This window comes from Nitrospira tepida, from assembly GCF_947241125.1.
GTDB lineage: Bacteria > Nitrospirota > Nitrospiria > Nitrospirales > Nitrospiraceae > Nitrospira_G > Nitrospira_G tepida.
On sequence record NZ_OX365700.1, the window covers coordinates 3,422,769 to 3,440,799 of the forward strand.

The 18,031-nt window shown below is 60.8% G+C and carries 10 protein-coding genes and 1 pseudogene; 3 read left to right on the plus strand and 8 right to left on the minus strand.

Features of this window, described 5'->3' with window-relative positions; translation table 11 throughout:
• Nucleotides 1-212: 212 nt before the first annotated feature.
• From QWI75_RS16230 to QWI75_RS16245, 4 genes are all read right to left on the minus strand, one after another.
• Nucleotides 213-1,586 (minus strand): HEAT repeat domain-containing protein, encoded by a 1,374-nt coding sequence (locus tag QWI75_RS16230; protein WP_289269699.1) that lies wholly within the window; start codon nt 1,584-1,586, stop codon nt 213-215.
• Nucleotides 1,587-1,623: 37 nt separating this feature from the next.
• Nucleotides 1,624-2,565, minus strand: coding sequence for a carboxypeptidase-like regulatory domain-containing protein (locus QWI75_RS16235; protein WP_289269701.1), 942 nt, complete (start codon nt 2,563-2,565; stop codon nt 1,624-1,626).
• Between the two features lie 21 nt (nt 2,566-2,586).
• On the minus strand, nt 2,587-3,504 hold the full coding sequence (locus tag QWI75_RS16240; protein ID WP_289269703.1) for a carboxypeptidase regulatory-like domain-containing protein: 918 nt from the start codon (nt 3,502-3,504) through the stop codon (nt 2,587-2,589).
• Between the two features lie 126 nt (nt 3,505-3,630).
• A complete protein-coding gene (locus QWI75_RS16245; protein WP_289269705.1) occupies nt 3,631-8,502 on the minus strand; it encodes a cupredoxin domain-containing protein in 4,872 nt (1,623 codons plus the stop codon).
• 393 nt (nt 8,503-8,895) lie between these two features.
• On the opposite strand from QWI75_RS16245, the gene QWI75_RS16250 reads away from it, so the two are divergent.
• The gene (locus QWI75_RS16250) at nt 8,896-10,716 is read left to right on the plus strand and encodes an APC family permease (RefSeq protein ID WP_289269707.1); all 1,821 of its coding nucleotides are present in this window, start codon (nt 8,896-8,898) and stop codon (nt 10,714-10,716) included.
• Nucleotides 10,717-10,762: 46 nt separating this feature from the next.
• Nucleotides 10,763-11,842, plus strand: coding sequence for a PKD domain-containing protein (locus tag QWI75_RS16255; RefSeq protein WP_289269709.1), 1,080 nt, complete (start codon nt 10,763-10,765; stop codon nt 11,840-11,842).
• A gap of 1,203 nt (nt 11,843-13,045) precedes the next feature.
• Here the strand turns inward: QWI75_RS16255 and QWI75_RS16260 are convergent.
• From QWI75_RS16260 to QWI75_RS16270, 4 genes and pseudogenes are all read right to left on the minus strand, one after another.
• Complete coding sequence (locus QWI75_RS16260) at nt 13,046-13,561, minus strand: IS5 family transposase (protein WP_289267878.1); 516 nt, start codon at nt 13,559-13,561, stop codon at nt 13,046-13,048.
• 113 nt (nt 13,562-13,674) lie between these two features.
• Nucleotides 13,675-13,854 (minus strand): annotated as a pseudogene (locus QWI75_RS22895) (transposase); the annotation flags it as partial.
• Between the two features lie 353 nt (nt 13,855-14,207).
• The gene (locus QWI75_RS16265) at nt 14,208-15,779 is read right to left on the minus strand and encodes an aKG-HExxH-type peptide beta-hydroxylase (RefSeq protein ID WP_289269711.1); all 1,572 of its coding nucleotides are present in this window, start codon (nt 15,777-15,779) and stop codon (nt 14,208-14,210) included.
• Nucleotides 15,780-15,982: 203 nt separating this feature from the next.
• Nucleotides 15,983-16,225 (minus strand): hypothetical protein, encoded by a 243-nt coding sequence (locus tag QWI75_RS16270; protein ID WP_289269713.1) that lies wholly within the window; start codon nt 16,223-16,225, stop codon nt 15,983-15,985.
• A 260-nt stretch (nt 16,226-16,485) separates the two neighbouring features.
• Here QWI75_RS16270 and QWI75_RS16275 point away from each other — a divergent pair, with 260 nt between their 5' ends.
• The gene (locus QWI75_RS16275) at nt 16,486-17,973 is read left to right on the plus strand and encodes an Rqc2 family fibronectin-binding protein (RefSeq protein WP_289269715.1); all 1,488 of its coding nucleotides are present in this window, start codon (nt 16,486-16,488) and stop codon (nt 17,971-17,973) included.
• The last annotated feature ends 58 nt before the right edge of the window (nt 17,974-18,031 follow it).

Sequence of the window (18,031 nt, forward strand, 5' to 3'; positions counted from 1 at the left end):
AATTCTACTCTGTGCCTCAAGGCTTCACAAGGCAGGGGTCGTGAAGCTGGTTGGCCACACCCATTCCCCTAGTTAGACGCACGAGTGATCGGAGGGACTGTACCGACTCCCAAAAGAGCCACTTTTATACAGAATCCACCATCCTGAGTCAACCGTGCCACAACCGGCTCCATGAGCCGGCTGCACGCTCTGGACCGCGGTAAGGGGATGGCTCACGAACGCGCCGGCGCCGTCTGCTGATCCTGGCGCAGCAGGCGAATCAATGAGGCGGCAGCCGTCGCCTGCACCGCCGCATCCTGGTCACGCAAGGCCTCCTTGAGGTCCGGAATGTGGTTGCGGTCTCCGATGCGGCCCAGGGACCGGGCCGCGGCAATCCTGGGGCGTGGCAGAGGATCGTGCAGGATCTGATCCAGATAGGCCAGCGCGGCCTGCCGATTCGGCCCCGCGCCTCGCGCCAGCGCCTTGGCCACCGCCGAACGAGGCCCTGGGTCCTGAGCTCGCATAAGGCCACGCACGGCTTCCTCGATATCCGGGAAGGGCTCGCCCAATCGGAGCATCGAGTCCACCGCCGCGCCCTTCACCCCCGGATCCGGATCTTGAAACGCCTTTCGGAGAACAGGGACAGCCTCTTTGTTCCCCAATTCGCCCAACGCAACCGCCGCGCTGGACCGGACCGCCGGAATCTTGTCACTCATCAGCGTGACGAGCGGCTCGAACCCCTCTGCCTTCCCCAACATGCCCAACGCCGCCGCCGCCCCTCCCCGCACGGACGGTTGTGGATCGCGGCTGCCCGCGATCGCGAATTTCAACCCGCGTGGGTCCTTGAGCTCTCCCATCACGCGCAAGGCCGTGCTCCGCGCCTCGGGGTTCGCGGCTTGCGCGGCCTGCGTCAGCCCTGCCCAGGATTCCTTATGGCCGAAACGCAGCAGGGCTCCGATGGCCTGCACCCGCACCATCGGTTGCTCGTCGTTCAGCGCCTGTTCGAGGAATGGTCGTTCGCGCTTGTCGCCGTTGAGCCCGACCGCCCGCACGACATTGGCCCGGACCATCGAGGCCTGGTCTTCGATCGCCTTGCGCAGCCTGGCCGACTTCCGGCCGTTCTTCAATTGGCCCAAGGCTTCGGCCGCCAGCGCGCGGACAAGTCCCGATCCGTCGCTGAGCCCGTCTTCGAGGTCTGGCACCACCGCTTCGGACTCCAACTCCTTCAGCGCCGAATAGGCGGCGCCTCGCATTTGCTCGCGCATGTCTTTAAACAACACCCGAATAAACGCCATGGCGACGCCTTCCAAGAGCGCCTCCTCGTCGCGTCCGCGCTCCTGCACCAGGTGGTCATAGACATCCAGCGCATCTTTGGGGCGGCCGAGTTCGACCAGCGTCTTGGTCTTGAGCCTGCGCGCCTGGATGGACAGCGCGTTGTTCTCGCCCAGGCGATCCAACAACTCCAGAGCCTGGGGATAGCGCCGCTCCACAAACGCGGTTTCCGCCTCCCGTTCGAGGGCCGGAGCAGAGACGCCCTCAGCAGCCCCTGCATCCTGAACGAGGAACGGCAGGCCTAGGCCCAGCCATACGGCGACCCACCCCACCATTCCCGCCATTCGCGCGAGGAAGCGCGGGAGGATGCGTTTACTGTTGGTATTCGACAAGGGGTTTGATATCGACCGGATGGCCCAGCGATTCCGGCCCGAATCGGGGATTTTCCATCACCTTGAACGCTGACCGATTGCCCTTCGGCGCCTCGAGGGCGATGTCCTCGACGAGGCGCCCCTGTGGCCCCACGGTGACCATTCGGGAGACGCCGGGACCGGATTGCGGATGCCAGACGATGAGCTGGTAGGTGCCGGGCGGTACATGGTCCAGACGGTATGAGCCGTCCGGTCCGGTCACAGCGTAATAGGGATTGTTCACCGCCATGGCCCAGCTTTCCATAAAGGCATGGAAGCCACACTGCATGTAGAACGTCCGCCGGCCGCGGTTGAGATAGATCGGCCCGACCAATGATCGTCCAGGCTCATGATCGTGGGTGGCATGTAGATCTCCCCGGTGGTGGAGGGCGTTCATCCGCAGCGGCGAATTGAACAGGACCCTCGTCCCGGCCTGCAAGGAAGTCTCATACCCTTGGATGTCGTGCATGACCGGATCCATGTTCACCACCTCCACGGCATGGCCGTTGCGCACGATGGTGACAAAGGGCTTGAACTGGCAGTCCCGCGCTTCGATGAGCGGCACCGAGAGGTCGAACGGCTTGCCGCGCTCCACCCCTTCCAGAAGCACGACGGCGTCCTTGAGCCCGGCCTTCCGGTCCACGACGAAATCATAGAGCAACCGCCAGCCTTTGCCGTTGGAAATGCGGCCGCAGTATTGCGGATCGGGAAAGGTGATCAGGTTGAATCCCTTGGGCTCAGGCACGTCGCCTTGCAAGGTCACGCGTCCCTCGATCGTCCCGCCTTCCTTGACCTCGATGACCTCATACGACGATGCCTGCGCCGGAAGCCACAGGGCCAGGACGATCGCGCAGCAGATGAGCCGGCTCACGCAGAAACGGGGACGGACCACATGACGGCTCATGCCATCACCTCCGAAGACTGTTTAGGGTCTCTGCAATTCCAAGGTCGGCCGGATCTCGATCGACCGTCCGAGCGCTTCCAACCCGAAGTGGGGATTCTCGACGATCTCATGCGCGCTCCGGCGTCCCATCGGCGCCTTGAACTCAAAGGAAGCGGTCGCGGTTTCCCCGGCCTTCACCGTAATGTTCTGTTGCAACATCGGCCCGGTTTGAGGATGCCAGGCCGTCAATACATAGTCGCCGGGCGGTACCTCCGCCAGGGAAAAACTTCCGTCCGGTCCCGTGATCGCATAATAGGGATGCTCGATGGCCAACCCCCAACTTTCCATGTAGGCGTGGAACCCGCACTGCATGACGAAGATCCGGCGATCCCTGGTCATGCGGACCTTCTGGATCATCGGCTCCCCGGGAATATGCTTGTGGTACTCGGCTCCGACCCCGGACTTGGGATGGTGCGGATTCATCGGCAAAGGGACGTTGAACAGCACCCGTGGCCCCAGATGCGAGGTCTCATAGGCCTGGATGTCATGCATGACCGGATCCATGTTCACGACCTTGACGTCATGATCGTCCCGCACCACGGTGACGAAGGGAAGAAACCGGCAATCGCGCGCTTCGATCGTCGGCGGCGTAAAGGCGAACGGCTTGCCACGCTTCACGTCGGCCAACATGACCACCACGTCCTTCAGCCCGCCGTCCTTCGACACGGTGAACTCTTCGAGGATACGCCATCCGGTTCCGGTGGAGATCCGCCCGCAATAGACCGGGTCCGGAAACGTAATGAGGTTGAATCCTTTGGGAATCGGCTTCCCGCCGGTGATGGTCACCGTTCCGGCAATCGTCCCCCCGTTCACAACAGCCATCTCTTCATAGGCGCCCGCTCGGGGCGCAGACCACAGGACCCACATCGCCACGACTGTGACTGCGATTGATCGAACCATGACCGGCCTCCGCTCAACGGCTCACACACAGGTATTCGTCAGTCTACAAGACCCTGTCACCAAAAAGAAGGGGGAGCCATGTTCTGGCTCCCCCTCCCACACACGTTCCTCTCGGTCGATGAAACGTTACCGGGAGGCCACCGGTTGTACCTGAGCCTCAGCCAGTGAATCGGCCTGCGCCTTCTTCACGCCGACCGCAGCCCCGGACAACGGCAGCAACCGTTGATCGCCGGCCGGCAGGACGCGCACATAGCCCCACTGACCGGACTGCGAGTACGGCAGCCGCTGGTTGCTGTAGGTAAAGTCGCCGGACAACCGGTATGGACCGCCTGCCGACGGGATGAACGCATCGATGACCTCCGAACCGGAATACTCGACGACGCTGATCATATCCGCGCCGCGCATGTACGGTTCAATCGGCCATTCATGCTTCTCCACGCTGAACATGCCGTTCTGCTCGTTGGTCGCGCCCAGAATGTGGATCCGAACCGGATCGCCCGCATGCGCCTCGATGATGGGCGTGACGGGATCTTCCGGCTTGTCGGCCACGCAGGGCTGGAACACACGACCCAGCGAGCACCCTAACTCTTCCCGGAACTTGTAGGGCTCGGACCGGTAATTCACCCCCGTCAGACCCGCCACGTTCTGGACATAGGGCATGAAGCTGGTCCCGATGATGTTGTCTTCGTCCTGGAAGAACAAGGCCGCATCGCGGTAGTTCGTCCGGAACTCGTTGCCGGAAATCGTCCGGTCCACGATGACGTCCACCATCCAGGCATTCTTGTTGGACACGTCCGCGCCTGTCTTCGGATCGCGGTACTTGGAGCCCTTCGGGCCGACCACGATCGCGCCGAACAGACCGTTCCGCGGATTGACCATCGGATTGCCGCCGTCCCACACCAGCGAGGTGATCTCGCCGTTGGCAGGATCGGCATAGTAGGTGTACGTGCGGCTCTCACCCGGAGCGACCGTCTGGTCATTCGGATTGTTGCCCACGTTCCAGCCGAGCGAGTCCTTCGGATCGAAGGCCAGGGACATGGCCGAGAACGAGGCCCGGCTGCTCTTCATCTTGTTTTTCAGGTTGACCTTGATGCAATCCCCCACGTTCACGTGCAGCGTCAGCGGCATCGGTTGCGCATTCGCCACCGTGGCGATCTCGTCCTCCAGGACGTAGATCTTCGCGTCAGGATTGGTGATCTGGATCGTCCGCTCGAAGTCCACCTCGATGGACTCGGGCGCCTTCGCGTTGAACTTCATGTTCGGATAGTCGATCGCGACGACATTGAAGGACTTCACCGGAGCCTCGGCCGGGCAGACCGGAATCGGAGCCGGAATTTCGTTCCGTCCCGAATACCCGGCTGGGAGCCGCTGCAGGTCCGGCTGTTCCTTGTCGTACACGCGGAGAATACCCCACCCACCTTCAGACAGCTTGGAAGCGCGTCCGTTGAAGTGGATGTAATCGCCGGCTTGCAGCCGCGGCCCGCCGGCCTTCGGCACCACCAGGTCATACCGTTCGGCGATCCCGATATGGATGGAGTTCTTCCGGTTCGCGTCGCCCGCATACCGTTCGGTCAAGAACGTATGGCCGGACAACGTCCACACCATCGACTCGTTCATCAGCGTGTGCAGCAGGCGGAACACCATCGTATCGCCCACATACGCGCGCAGCAGCGGCGTATAAGGATCGCCATGGATCGCGCTGTTGAACACCTGATGCACGTCGGGATTGGACGCCAGCCGTTGCGCGATGGGCCCCGCCCGGAAGTTCAAACCGCTCCCCGTGGTATGGGTTCCCCCGTTCAGGAACGGCATGGGCGTCATGTAGATCTTTTCCGGCATCTGGAACGACACGGTCTTGCCCGCTTCCAGCGCCACCTCGACCGGCTGGCCTGGCGGGTTGCCGGCGGTCACAATGTTCACCGTGTGGGGGACGGTGTCATGGACCTGCACCATCAATTCACGGAAGCTGCCGTTCACGTTATGCCCGACCGGTTCGATGGTATGAATGTCGGCGATCGGTCCGCTCCGGATCTGCTTGCCGGTTTTGGGGTCGTGGTAGGTGGACCCGACCGGCTCGGCAATGAAGGTCCCGAAACCGCCGTGCGGCCAAGTGGTCGCGCCGAAGGCGTGGTCGTGCCAGAACACGGTGCCCACGTCCGCATCGACCCAGAACCGCTGCCGCACGAACTCGACCGTCACGATGTCCTTGGCCGGGTGATCGTGCTTCAGGCCCTTGGTCAAGGTGATCGTGTTGCCCTTGATCTCCTTGATTCGGGCGACCTCGTTGCCCTTGACGTTATCCGCCCCAACCAGGATCAAGGTCTTGGGGTGGTATTGGGCGGCATTCTTCACGGTGATGCTGGTGGCCCCCTTCTTGGCAGGCGCCGTCAGCACCGTGTTCATCGGCACCGGCAGCCCCTTCTTGTCCTTCTTCTCCAGCATCGTGAACGGCCGCACCGATTGCTCATAGGAGAACCCGGTGATCACGCCGTCCGACGCCTGGTTGTCGAACTGAAGGAAGTGCCAATGTGTATTGATCTTGGACGCCTGGAAGTTCGTGTAGTCGTCGTCTTCCCATTCGCTGGTCAACGTCCAATCGATGCAGTCATAGATGTTGCCGCGGACGACCAGCGGATATTTGAGGTCGTCGTTGGCGCGAATCGCCGCTTCTTCCTCATGCAACACATAGATCAAGCCGGTCTGGTCGATCACAGGCGGCTCCTTGCCCTGCGCCTTCGCCAGCTTGATCGGGAGCTTGATGAAGTGCACGTTGTAGTGCTTATAGCCCGCATTCTCAGGGCACAAGCTCCACACGCCGTTTTCACCGGGCTTGGCCTGATCCAGGCTCTCTTCGCCATTGTCATCGCGGCGAATCGGTTCCAGCCACGGCGCGCCGACGTGATTCGGGGAGAACATCACGCGCTTCCCGAAATGCGGCGTCAGATGCGGCCAGGCCACGCGCCCGGTCGTCGGCTCGAAGGTGATCGGATGCCGCTTGCCCGGATGCGTGGACTTGTACTTGGGATTGTCGAACGTGCTTTCCTTCTCCGACATGGCCTTGTTGCCGTCCCAGATCCAATCCAGCACGGTGGCGTCATAGGACAGAATTTGGCCCTTCTCGTCATCCTTGTGACCGGGCTTGCCCTGCGTCGGCAACTGCATTTCGACCCAGTCCTTGATATTGATGACGGCCGGGTTGCCCTTCCAGTTGCTCTTGCCCTTGTCCACGATCTTAAAGCTCTTTCCGAACCAATCGACTGTCGTGCCGACCAGCTTGTCGGAGGTCACGGGGTGCTTGATGCGGCCCTTGCGATCAGGCAGTTCGCGGAGGTCCGGCATCGTGTCGTTGCGATGGTCCCCGTGCTGCAGCGTGTTATACACCCGCCAATAGCCCCACATGCCCGCCACATAGTGGTGCGCCACGTGGCAGTGGAAGAGGAAGTCGCCGGCAAGTTGCTGGCACAGGCCCGACCCGCACTCCGTCTCAAGGTCCAGCGCTTCCGACGGTCCGATGACTTCGACGTCGACACGGTCGGTCTTGTGGCGGATGACCGGATACTTCACCGGCCCGTTCACGGAAACCGCCCAGAGGTTCATGTCGTCGATGGCCCGCGGGCTGCGCGGCCAGCGAATCGTCCCGCCGTGCGGATGGTGGGAATGGAACACCTCCGACCCGCCGTGCACCAGCCGGAACTTCGCCGGATCGCCCAAATAGGACCGCGGAATGGTCGGGGACGGATCGCCGAACGTATAGGAGCTATAGCCCATCGATTCGTCTTCAAACCCAAAATACTCGTGCTGCACGTGCATGTTGTTGATGCCGAACGGCTCGCTGCGATAGTTGATCGCGCGGGCGCCAGGCCGATACACGTCCGTCAACGGATCGCGTTGCGGCAGGAAGTCGCCCTTCTTGTTGACCGGGCGGAACGCCTCGTCGCCCACTTCGTGATAGATCAACACGAATTCCCGGAAGTCCGGACCCGAGCCGTTGTCGATCATCACCTGCCAGCCACTGCTGGCCGCCTCGTCCTTGGAGGTCGGATCTCCGAGCGCCTGCAGGTAGGACGAGCCGCGCGGCTCGACGACGAAGGCCCCGAAGAGCCCGAGGACCGTCAACTCGCGATCGTTGCTGAAGCTGTGGAACTGCTTCACGCCTTCCTGCGCGGCCGGGTGGATGTACCATTCCATCTCCACCGCCTTGTCCGGCTTGGCCACCGAGTCCGGGTTGGTGGTGGTCGCCGCCTGGCCCGTGGCGCTGATCACCGGATAGGAGCCGTGGATGTGCAGGCTGACTTCGTCCACGCCTTCCAGCTTGTTCTCCAGCTTGATCTTGACGCAGTCGCCCTGATTCGCGCGGAGCACGAGCGGCTCGATCCACTGCGCCTGGACGCCGGGGAGCACCGCCCCCGGATCATAGCCTTCCTTCTCCCGCGCCTCCTTGTTCTTCGTCTCTTCGGCCCGCACCTTGTCGAGGTTTTCCGCCAAGACATACATGTAGCCGGGATAGTAATCGAGCCACTGATTGAGGGTGATCTCGACGTTAATCGCCTGCACGTTGTACTGCTTGACGGGCGCGTACGCGGGACACTTGCCCCCGCCTTCCATGACCGGTTCGCGGCGCGGATCCGACATCAACAGGAGGTCCTGGCCGCCGGCACCATATTGGTGCATCATGGACATGGTGTTGAAGTTCCCCGTGCTGACCTGCTGCACCTGCGGATCCTTGGCCATCTGCTCCATGATCCGTTGATGCTGCCGCTCAACCTGCGCCGAACGATCCGGGCGGCCCGACATCGCGTCTTCCACGACGGTCTGGCCCTTGAGCTGTTCCGCCCACTCCGGCGTGGCGTGCCCCATGGAGGTCTTATGGACCGAAGCATGGCCCTCATGGGACGTGTCTTCAGCCGCGCCGACTAGCGGGAGCGCCAGAAAGGCGCCTGCCGCCAGCAGGCTGACCCAACCATGAAGCGGTTGAATCTGATGGTGATGATTAAGCATGGACCGGCCTCCTTGCTGTGTTGATGAATCTGCTGATCAATAAGGACTGAATGAATCGGGCGAGACATGTATCGAAGCGTCCACACGAGCGATTCCGGCAGTGACGACAGACGTTTGTTGAACGAGGGCTTTCACCGAAGGGGACTCTGTGGTCACGGCAGGCATGCAGACTAGGTTGTGACTAATTATGATGATGTCGCAAAAAGACGAGCCCAAGATACTCAAGTTGAGGAAACGTGTCAACCCTCAAACACGCGGCCAGACCGACGTTCTTTCGATTCGTTCTGACCTTGCGAGGACCGGTTTTATGTGTCCAGTTCGACTCCATCGGCGACGCGCGGCACGAGCCCGTGAGTTCCTTCATCCGGTCCAGTTGTGAGATAATGCCGCGATATGCTTGTCAAGAGATTGCTCGTCGGGCTTCCGCTCAAGACGGCGCAAGCGGCGCATGAGCGTCTATCCAAAACTCTTGCCCTCGCAATCTTTTGCCCGAACCCGCTCTCCTCGGTCGCCTACGCCACGGAAGAAATCCTCCTGGTGCTCGTGCTGGCAGGCACCGTCGCGCTGCATTGGTCCATTCCGCTGAGCTTCGCCATCGTCGGCTTGATCGCGATCCTGAACGTCTCCTACCGGCAAATCATCTACGAATACCCCGAAGGCGGAGGCGCATACCTGGTCGCAAAATCCAATATCGGCGAACTGCCCGGCCTGGTCGCGGCGGCGGCCTTGCTGATCGACTACACCTTGACCGTTGCCGTCAGCACGGCGGCCGGGATCGCGGCCATCACCTCCGCCTGGCCCTCCTTATATGAGCATCGTGTCGCCTTGGGGCTGTCGGCGGTCGCGCTGGTCGTGGTGATCAACCTCCGGGGAGTCAGGGAAACCGGCAAGATCTTCGCGTTTCCGACGTATTTTGCGTTGTTGGCCCTTTCCGCCATGATCATTGTGGGATACGCGCAACTGCTCGTCGGCGGACGCCCCCCGGGCGGGCCTTCCGAAGCCGCGGCCACGCCGATGCTCGAGAGTCTTACGTTTTTCCTGATCTGCCGGGCCTTTGCCGCAGGATGCACCGCCGTCACCGGCATGGAAGTGATCTCCAACGGAGTGAAAGCGTTTCGTCCGCCCGAACCTCGGAACGCCGCGGCGACCATGAGCGTCATGTCGATCATTCTCGCGGGCTTGTTCTTAGGCATCAGCGGGTTGGCCTATTATCATGGCGTCGCGCCGAAGGCGGACGAAACCGTGGTGTCTCAACTGGCGCATCACGTCTTCGGAGACGGCCCGCCGTACTATGTGGTGCAGGCCGCGACCATGATGCTCCTGATCCTGGCGGCCAACAGCAGCTTCAGCGGCTTTCCTCCCCTGGGAAGCGCGCTGGCCCGCGACGGCTATATGCCGCACCAGATGTCCGGTGTGGGGGATCGGCTGGTCTTTTCAAACGGCATTATCATCCTGGGGGTGCTGGCCGGGCTGCTCCTACTCATTTTTGAGGGAGACACCCACGCCCTCATCCCCCTGTATGCCATCGGCGTGTTCATTTCCTTTACCTTGTCTCAAACCGGCATGGTCTTACGATGGAAGACCAAACGGGGGGCGGGATGGCAACGGAAATTGATGGTCAACGGGCTCGGCGCCGTGACGACGGGGATCTCGACGCTCGTGATCACCGCGACGAAATTCACGCAGGGGGCCTGGATTGTGATCCTGCTGATCCCCATTCTCATCGTCTGGTTCCGGTCAATCCGCAGCCATTACAAGGCCGTCGCGGATCAGGTCATGCTCTCCAGGGACCTCCGCCCGCCGCTCCCGCGCCGCAATATCGTGTTGGTGCCGATCGGCGGCGTCAATCGCGCGGTCATTCGTGCCATCGACTATGCCCGACAGGCCTCCAGCGATGTCCGCGCCGTCTTGGTGGATGTCGATCCCGAGGAAACCGCCCGCATCGAGATTCAATGGGCGCAATGGGGATGCGGCGTCCCACTCATCGTCCTGCCCTCGCCCTATCGATCGATCCTCGAAACCCTGCTGGACTATATCGAACAACTCTTGCAGAAGGACCAGGACGGATGGGTGACCGTAGTCCTGCCGGAAATCTTGCCGGCGCGCTGGTGGCAGAACATTCTGCACAATCAGCGCGCCTTGATGTTGAAAGCGGCGCTGTTATTCAAAGAGCGCGTGATCCTCACCGACGTGCCCTACCACCTCCAGCGATAACCGTCAGGAGTCCACCATGTCGATAGCTTGCCCAATGAGACGAGAAATGATCCTGTTTCTGGCCGCCGGCGGACTCAGCCTGTTGCTCGTCGAGCCGGCCTGGCCGTTCAAGATCCTGGAACCAGCCGAGCAGGGACAATTCCAATCCGGCCAGACCGTGACCGCCAGGGTCGATCTCGGCAAGGATACCGGCGTCATCAAGGTCCGGTACTATTGGTATCCGGAGCATGCCGAGACGTTGGTGCAGGGCGACGAGAACGAACCTCAGCCGGCGGGAACTTCGTCGCTCTCCACGGGACCGCGGGGCCGAGAGGAGGACAGCGCGACCGGCCAACCGATCGTCGCAAGGCCGGCCCTGGTCTCGACCGCCGAGAACGACCCGCCCTTCGGGGGAAAGTTGACGATCCCGCGTGAGGCGGTGGGCACTATCCGGCTCCTGGCCGTGGCGGAGATTTCGCGCGGCCGGCTCGGGATTCAGACGTCCTTCGACGAAATCCTCGTCAAGGCCGAGCCTCCCAGTGAACTCACGGCCATCGACTTCGAAACCGACAAGCCCCTGAAGCTCGGCCGGATCGGACAGGCCGCCAGCTATGAACAGGTGGACTTTCGCGGCAAGACTATCGAATTGCCGATTGTCGGCCTCTTCGCCGACGGCGTGACGAGGAGCCTGTCCTCCCCCTCGACCGGCACTACGATCATCTCTTCCAATCCCGAAGTCATCAAAGTGGAGCCCTACGGCTTGCTCCGGCTGACCGGCAGCGGCCGCACCATCCTGACCGTCAAGAATCGTGGCAAGGAAGCTGCGCTGGAGGTCATCGCCGCCCTGTCCGAGGAGCCGAACGAGCCGCCGATCGCCGACGCCGGAGAGAATCGGACGGTGAAATCTGGCCGGAAGGTCGAATTGAACGGTCTCAAAAGCCGGGACCCGGAGGGCGAAGCGCTGTTCTACTATTGGAGCCAGGTCCGCGGCAGCAAGGTGCCGTTGCTCGATCTGAACATGCCCCGGGCGTCCTTCGTCGCGCCGACCGTCTCCGAACCGCGGCTATTCCGGTTCCGGCTGCGGGTCTACGACAAGATGGGGGCGGATAGCTTGCCGGCGTTTGTGGATGTCACGGTGGAACCGTGAGCCCGCGTTGCCCATGGACGCTTCTGCTGCAATCGCGCATTCGCTGCTGCGACAAGCCTACGCGCGCTTCCATTTGCGCGTAGTCGGGCGGGCTCGCCGCTCAGTCGGTCAACGTACCGCGGTGGGTACGCCTTCCTCCTTCTCGGCTCCACGCGCCCGTCTCGCCACGCGACTGCGCGATTTCGCGACGACCCGCCATGGACACCGAGGGCTTTCCCGTTTTTCCAGATAAGAGAGATCTGCACGGTTTGGATTGTCACGGAGAAAGAAAGGATTCGGTGGCATTCCGTCTCACCTGTTTCCCAAGGCTGTACACGAATAACCTGGGCACTCTCGTTGCTGAACACTCCCGCAAACTTTATCCTCAGTCGCATGTCTGCTAGATACCACAAGCCATCGGCTTCAGTTTCCGACCCTCATGTTGTCTCGCAGGAAAACCTTTATCCTGACAAACTGACGGCCAACTAAGACGATATCTGTTTAGGTTGAACCCGTAGACGGTTGTTGTCGTCAAGATCGACAAGAAACACTGCTCGATCAGGCTCTGCCCCATCGCCGTGTGCAAAAATAGTGAACTCATATCGTCGAGGGTCCATCCCAGTTTGTACGAATGTAACGGTATGAGGAACGACGAACGGATTAGCCGGGTTTCCGGGCCATTCATCCTTCATCACCACATCGATGTATTCAGTTTGATCAAGGTCCAATGAAAATTCACGTCTCGCAGCATTATTAGTGACGGGCCTGTCGTGCATAACGCGCAGAGGCACTGGGGTGCGTACCTGGGTCGGTGGTTCAATCTTTTCCAATTGGACTTCTACTCGATCGATTGTGACTCCCCCAACATTCTTCACGCCAACGCGATGTAGTCTCCGTATCGCAGCGTTTCCGTGACTATCAAAGATGGTGTCCACTTGCTCGTATGGATACCCTGTACCGGCAACTATCTTCACCTTTTTTCTTTGCAATTTTTGAAGTTGCTCCTCAAATTGATACACCCACTATTCGCAATTCGTGATACGTAAGAATGGCTGCAACGACGAACCCGGTCAAAAGGAAATATGGCCACCAAGAGGAAGGAAGCGAAATGTTGTGATTTGAAACCATATCCAGTAATCCAAAAGGGTCAGCGAGAAACGTTAATAGAACGTAATACCAATGCTTCACCAAACCTCGGAAAAATAGACCTGCAGATTCTAGAAGTCATTTCAAAACCTTCCGAAGCGTGATCAGGGCACAGGCCAGATGAAAGAAGCCCCCATAAGTGTCCATCAGGCGATCATACCGGACGGTCAGTCGCCGGAAGTTGCCCAGCCAGCCGATCGTGCGCTCCACGATCCAGCGGCGCCGGTAGCGGCGCAACTTGCGCCCGTCCTGAGGGGTGGCCCGCTGGTTATTGGCCCTGGCCGGAATGATCGGCTCAATCCCGCGACGGACCAACAGGGCCCGGGCGGCATTGCTGTCATATCCCCGGTCCGCAATCAGCCGCTCCGGCCGCTTGCGGGGCCGCCCCGGCCGATGCGGGCGTGTCACGGCGATCGTGTCGAGCGTCGCGTCGAGGAGCCGGACCTCCGCCGGGGACGCCGAATCCAGGTATGCTCCCAACGGAGTACCCGCGCCATCGACCAATACCATCCATTTTGTGCCCTTGCCGCGCTTGGTCGGCCCGACGTTGGCGCCCCCGTTTTCGCCGGCGCGAAGCTCCCATCGAGGAAGCACTCGTTCCAGCGCAGTTTCTGCGCGTCATTCAAGTGGGCCAGCAAGGCCCGCCACAGCGTCAGCAAGACCCCGCTGGCTTCCCACTGCCGCAGCCGTCGCCAACAGGTGCTCGGGCTGCCATACCGCTTGGGCAGTTCGCTCCACGGTGCGCCGGTCCACAGAATCCAGAGTATCCCTTCGAAGCAGCGCCGAGCGTCGGCAGGCGGTCGGCCGCCCTTCGGTCGGCGCGGGGCCGGGGGTAAATGGGGACGAATCTGGTCCCATTGCGCATCGGTCAGCTGGCGCCACGCCATGTGTCCTCCTTTCCTTGAAGGCCGTCATGGCGCGGATTCTACTCCTTTTCCGAGGTTTTGAAATAACTTCTAGAAGGTTTTTCATCTGGCTGGCCGAGAGGTAGCCTACCACGTCACTCCAGGATATGTGTCCCAGGATTCAAAGGGAAGCAATGAGGGCATATTCTACATTTTCTGCTTACCCCTGGTCGCCCCGTGCGCTTACTCAACAATCTGGAAGCGCTACTCGCTTAAATCACATTCAGGAAGTCTTGGAGTTTCACCAGTCCGTACTGGAACGGTAGAAGCCGATGCATTCCTTCATTCATTGGGGAACGGAGCACATGATTCCCGCTGAACAGTGACAGACCCCATCAGGCCTTGCTCGCCCGCACCGGCTTATAGGTTTGGCGGGCCTTCCGCAATTCCTCGATGTGCCGCCGCAGAGCGGGGCCGAATTGGGAACGGAGAACCGTTCTGCGCATCGACGCGATAGCGTTCTCCACCTTGTCGATCCGGTTTCTGAGTTGCTCGACCAATTCCTTCCCTGAGCGGGTCAACCATCCAAGGGGCGCCTGTGCATATTCGAGATCCTGAATCGAATAACGCACCGACTCGACCTCCTCCAAACAGCGAAACTGGGCGCGAAGGAGATCGCGCGACGTCAAGCCGGCAGCGCTCCACCGCTTCGGATCTGATCTTCCCCACAAGGCCAACCGCTCAAACAAGAGCGCCCCCATCGTAAACGTAAACGTGGCGTGGAGAATGCCGCGGATCGGGCGAAGGCTGCGCCGCCAGGGAGAATAGAACAGTTCTTGATTGTGGTCTCCCTTATAGAAGACATACTTCCGGAGCAACAGGTTCAGGTGGTGATGGCTGTTCTCATGGATGAGGTCGTCGATGAGGTCCAGTTGATCCCGCTCGAACAAGTTAATGAAGGACAGGCCCGGCCTGTGACGGTAGCTGAAGCTCACGACGCCGCTCGCCTGCAGTGGCACTACTCTCATGGTAAACAGCGACAACAGATCGAGCCCCTCCGGCCAGGCTTCCGCGATCGCGTCAATGGCCCGGTGGAGGCGAGCGATCAAGGTCGTCGGAGAAGGCCGCACATCGAGAGGCCTCCGCTGCCGGTCATACACCAACGTCGGCCCGAGGGTGAGCCCATGTCTCCAACAGGCATCGGCCGCTCTTACATACACCGGCGGATGGTACGTGCATTGCCACCTCGGCTCATCCTCGGAGACGAGGATCACGGACCGCTTGCGACCGACTTTGAGAGCTATCTCACCGGTCGAAATCTCGAATCGCGGGGAAGAGCGTCTGCCGCTCGCCCGCATGGGAACTACCGGAGGCATGGACACGAAGGCGCCATCGAGACCGACCGAAAGCGTCCTCGATGCTTGGGCGCGTTCCAAGTCAACATCGAGATCGCCCGGGACGATCCACCGCTTCCGCTTCCCATATCGCAACCATCGACAGGGTAAGCCAGGCACGAGAGTCAGAGATTCCTGTATCAACTCCCGGCTCAGACGTTCGCACAGCTTGGCCAAGCGCGGAACAAGACGCGAGGGCTCAGGCCTTCGGTTCGGAAAGAGCTCGTCCAGGTACGTATGTTCATAGAACCGTTCCAGACACTCGGCGAGAAACTGCTCGGCGAACTCCGCTCGATCGGGCTCGCGCTGGAGTTGCGACAGGACGTCGATGAAATACAGCAGGTCGTTCAAGCCCTCGACCCATCCGACGACTTTCCATGAATCCAAGGCCTCAGGGCTCAGCACGTCTCCAAGCAAGCGAAAATAGGAGAGCGGCAGATCGAATCGATCGACGGCTTCGGGATACTGTTGCTCCAGGTCATCACAAAGCTCTCGCAGGAGTGTCTTGATCGACCGGCGAAACGAGTGCTTCAGGCGGGTGAGCCAGGCTATGTGGAAGGGATCGAGCGGCACAGGGATCCAATTCGATGCGACCACCACTGATGGTCGAGGCGCACTCTATCGCAGAGAGGATCAGAGGGGCAAATTTATGAAGATTTGGGAAGAAGGAGTTGAGAGGGCAATTGGAATCACTGATTCTCTTATCGCCACCTGCCGTCTTGGTGAGAGCGACTCTTTGAGAGCCACCTCCAGGACGGCAGGACCTCGCACCGGCTTCAAGCCGTCATCGCCACAGCCGGGGACGTCGGATCAGCTTCGGGCTGCTTTTCGGGGGCATCCACAACCACCAGCCTCGGCGCTTGCGAGGCCTGAGCCGCCCGATGCTTCAGAATCAACGGGTCCACAATGTTGCCGCAGGCCACGCATCGCCAAGTCTTGATCCACATGGGCCCCAGGCTTTCCTTGACATCGAGCAGGTGATCTTCAACCATCAGCCCGTGACAACGTGTGCACTTCATGTTCGCCTCCTTTGTTTGTCCGGTTTCGGTCATTCTGTTTGCGCGTCTCACGGGGCTGTCATCGCAACGCAGATGCCATGAATGCGGCCGCCATCAGCTCAAAATTCGACTGTTTCGCAGACGATCACAAATCATTAGAATTGGCGAGGTTATGAGAAAGGCGGACGATGCCTGTCCGACCGGCCTCGCGGGGCTCCCATCGATCGGGAGGGGGTGCCGGCCTCGATCAATCCCTCGAAAGGTTGGGCACGAGGAGGATCATGTCGCTGTCTGCGGCGGAAATTGGCGCTGTCCTGTCCGAAATTCGGCCGGCTCTTCTTGGCGGATGGGTTCAGAAAATCTACCAACCCACAGACACCGCCATCACCCTGGAAGTTCGCGTACCGGGCAAGACCGTCGCCTTGCATCTCTCCGTCTTCCCAGGCGCGACACGGCTGCACCTGCTGTCGGCCCACTTGCCGAACCCCGAGCGCCCCCCGTCCTTCTGTCAACTGCTTCGCGCCCACCTGCTCGGAGCGCGGGTCGAAGAACTCCAGCAATGGCAAGGGGACCGGATCGTCGAGATCAGGCTGCAAACCAAGGAGGGGACTCGAACACTGGCGGCGGAACTTACAGGACGGAGCGCGAACCTATTCTATGTCGATGCGACCGGTCACGTGCGTGCGGCCCTCCGGCCGGCGCCGGAACGGACCGGTAAACCCTGGCTCGCTGGAATCGGCCAGCCCGGGACAGATCCGCCGCAGACCACGCGACAGCGGTTCACGCCGTCATCGGCCTCTGCGGACGATCCGGACTATCCGGTGTCGCAAGCGATTGAGCAGCATTACGCGCAAGAGGAATCGGAGGCGCAGGCCCGGCGTCTTGAACAAGAACGGTTGCAGAGCTTGACCCGCCAGTTGAAACGTCTTACCCGGCGCATCCTCGGCATGGAGGAAGACCTTGACAAGGCTCGGCGTTATGAATCCTACGGACGTTACGGCGAGTTGCTGAAAGCCCACCTCGCCCAGGTGCAGAAAGGACAGGACCGGGTGACCGTAGAAGATTACTTTGATCCCGAGCTGACGCCAATCACGATCCCGTTGGATCCGGCCAAGACTCCCACGGCTAACATGCACGACTATTTTCAGAAACATCGGAAGTTTCTTGCCGCCGAGACCGAGATCCGTCCGAGGCTGGAGGCGGCGGAACGAGAGCAGACACAACTCCGGGAAGAGATCGACCGGATTCGCCGCGGCGAGTGGCGCCCACCGGCCGGCAAGGAACCGACCACGAACCGGCGTCGCAGCCAGCTAGGCGATCGTCAGGGCCGACCGGGTCACGCGCCTCCCCGCCGAGGCCCGTTCCGCCGGTTCACGTCCGTCGATGGACATCCGATTTATGTCGGACGGAACGCCCAGGAGAACGAAGAACTCACCCACCGGTTTGCGCAGGGGGACGATCTCTGGCTCCACGCCCGTGGTGTTCCCGGCTCCCATGTCGTCGTGCGCCTTCCGAAAGGCCTTGAGCCCCCCCTCGAAACACTCAGGGACGCCGCCACGCTCGCGATTCTCTACAGTGATTTCAAGAAGAGCGGCAAGGGCGATGTGATCTACACCAGGAAGAAGTGGGTGAAGAAGGCGAAAGGAAGAGCCGCCGGCACGGTGACGGTCACTCAGGAACGAACGATCTTCCTCCAATTGGATAAGACAAGATTGGACCGGCTGAAAAATACCGCGGGCTTATTGCATCGGGATCATGAGATCAACTGAGTTCACAATAAGAACCTACCATCATGAAAGAGGTGATAAAGGGGTGATAGTCGGTAGG

Bases quoted from the DNA above. Each gene is read 5' to 3' on its own strand.
- QWI75_RS16230 (WP_289269699.1), bottom strand. From the start codon at position 1,586: ATGGTGGGGTGGGTCGCCGTATGGCTGGGCCTAGGCCTGCCGTTCCTC.
- QWI75_RS16235 (WP_289269701.1), bottom strand. From the start codon at position 2,565: ATGAGCCGTCATGTGGTCCGTCCCCGTTTCTGCGTGAGCCGGCTCATC.
- QWI75_RS16240 (WP_289269703.1), bottom strand. From the start codon at position 3,504: ATGGTTCGATCAATCGCAGTCACAGTCGTGGCGATGTGGGTCCTGTGG.
- QWI75_RS16245 (WP_289269705.1), bottom strand. From the start codon at position 8,502: ATGCTTAATCATCACCATCAGATTCAACCGCTTCATGGTTGGGTCAGC.
- QWI75_RS16250 (WP_289269707.1), top strand. From the start codon at position 8,896: ATGCTTGTCAAGAGATTGCTCGTCGGGCTTCCGCTCAAGACGGCGCAA.
- QWI75_RS16255 (WP_289269709.1), top strand. From the start codon at position 10,763: ATGATCCTGTTTCTGGCCGCCGGCGGACTCAGCCTGTTGCTCGTCGAG.
- QWI75_RS16270 (WP_289269713.1), bottom strand. From the start codon at position 16,225: ATGAAGTGCACACGTTGTCACGGGCTGATGGTTGAAGATCACCTGCTC.
- QWI75_RS16275 (WP_289269715.1), top strand. From the start codon at position 16,486: ATGTCGCTGTCTGCGGCGGAAATTGGCGCTGTCCTGTCCGAAATTCGG.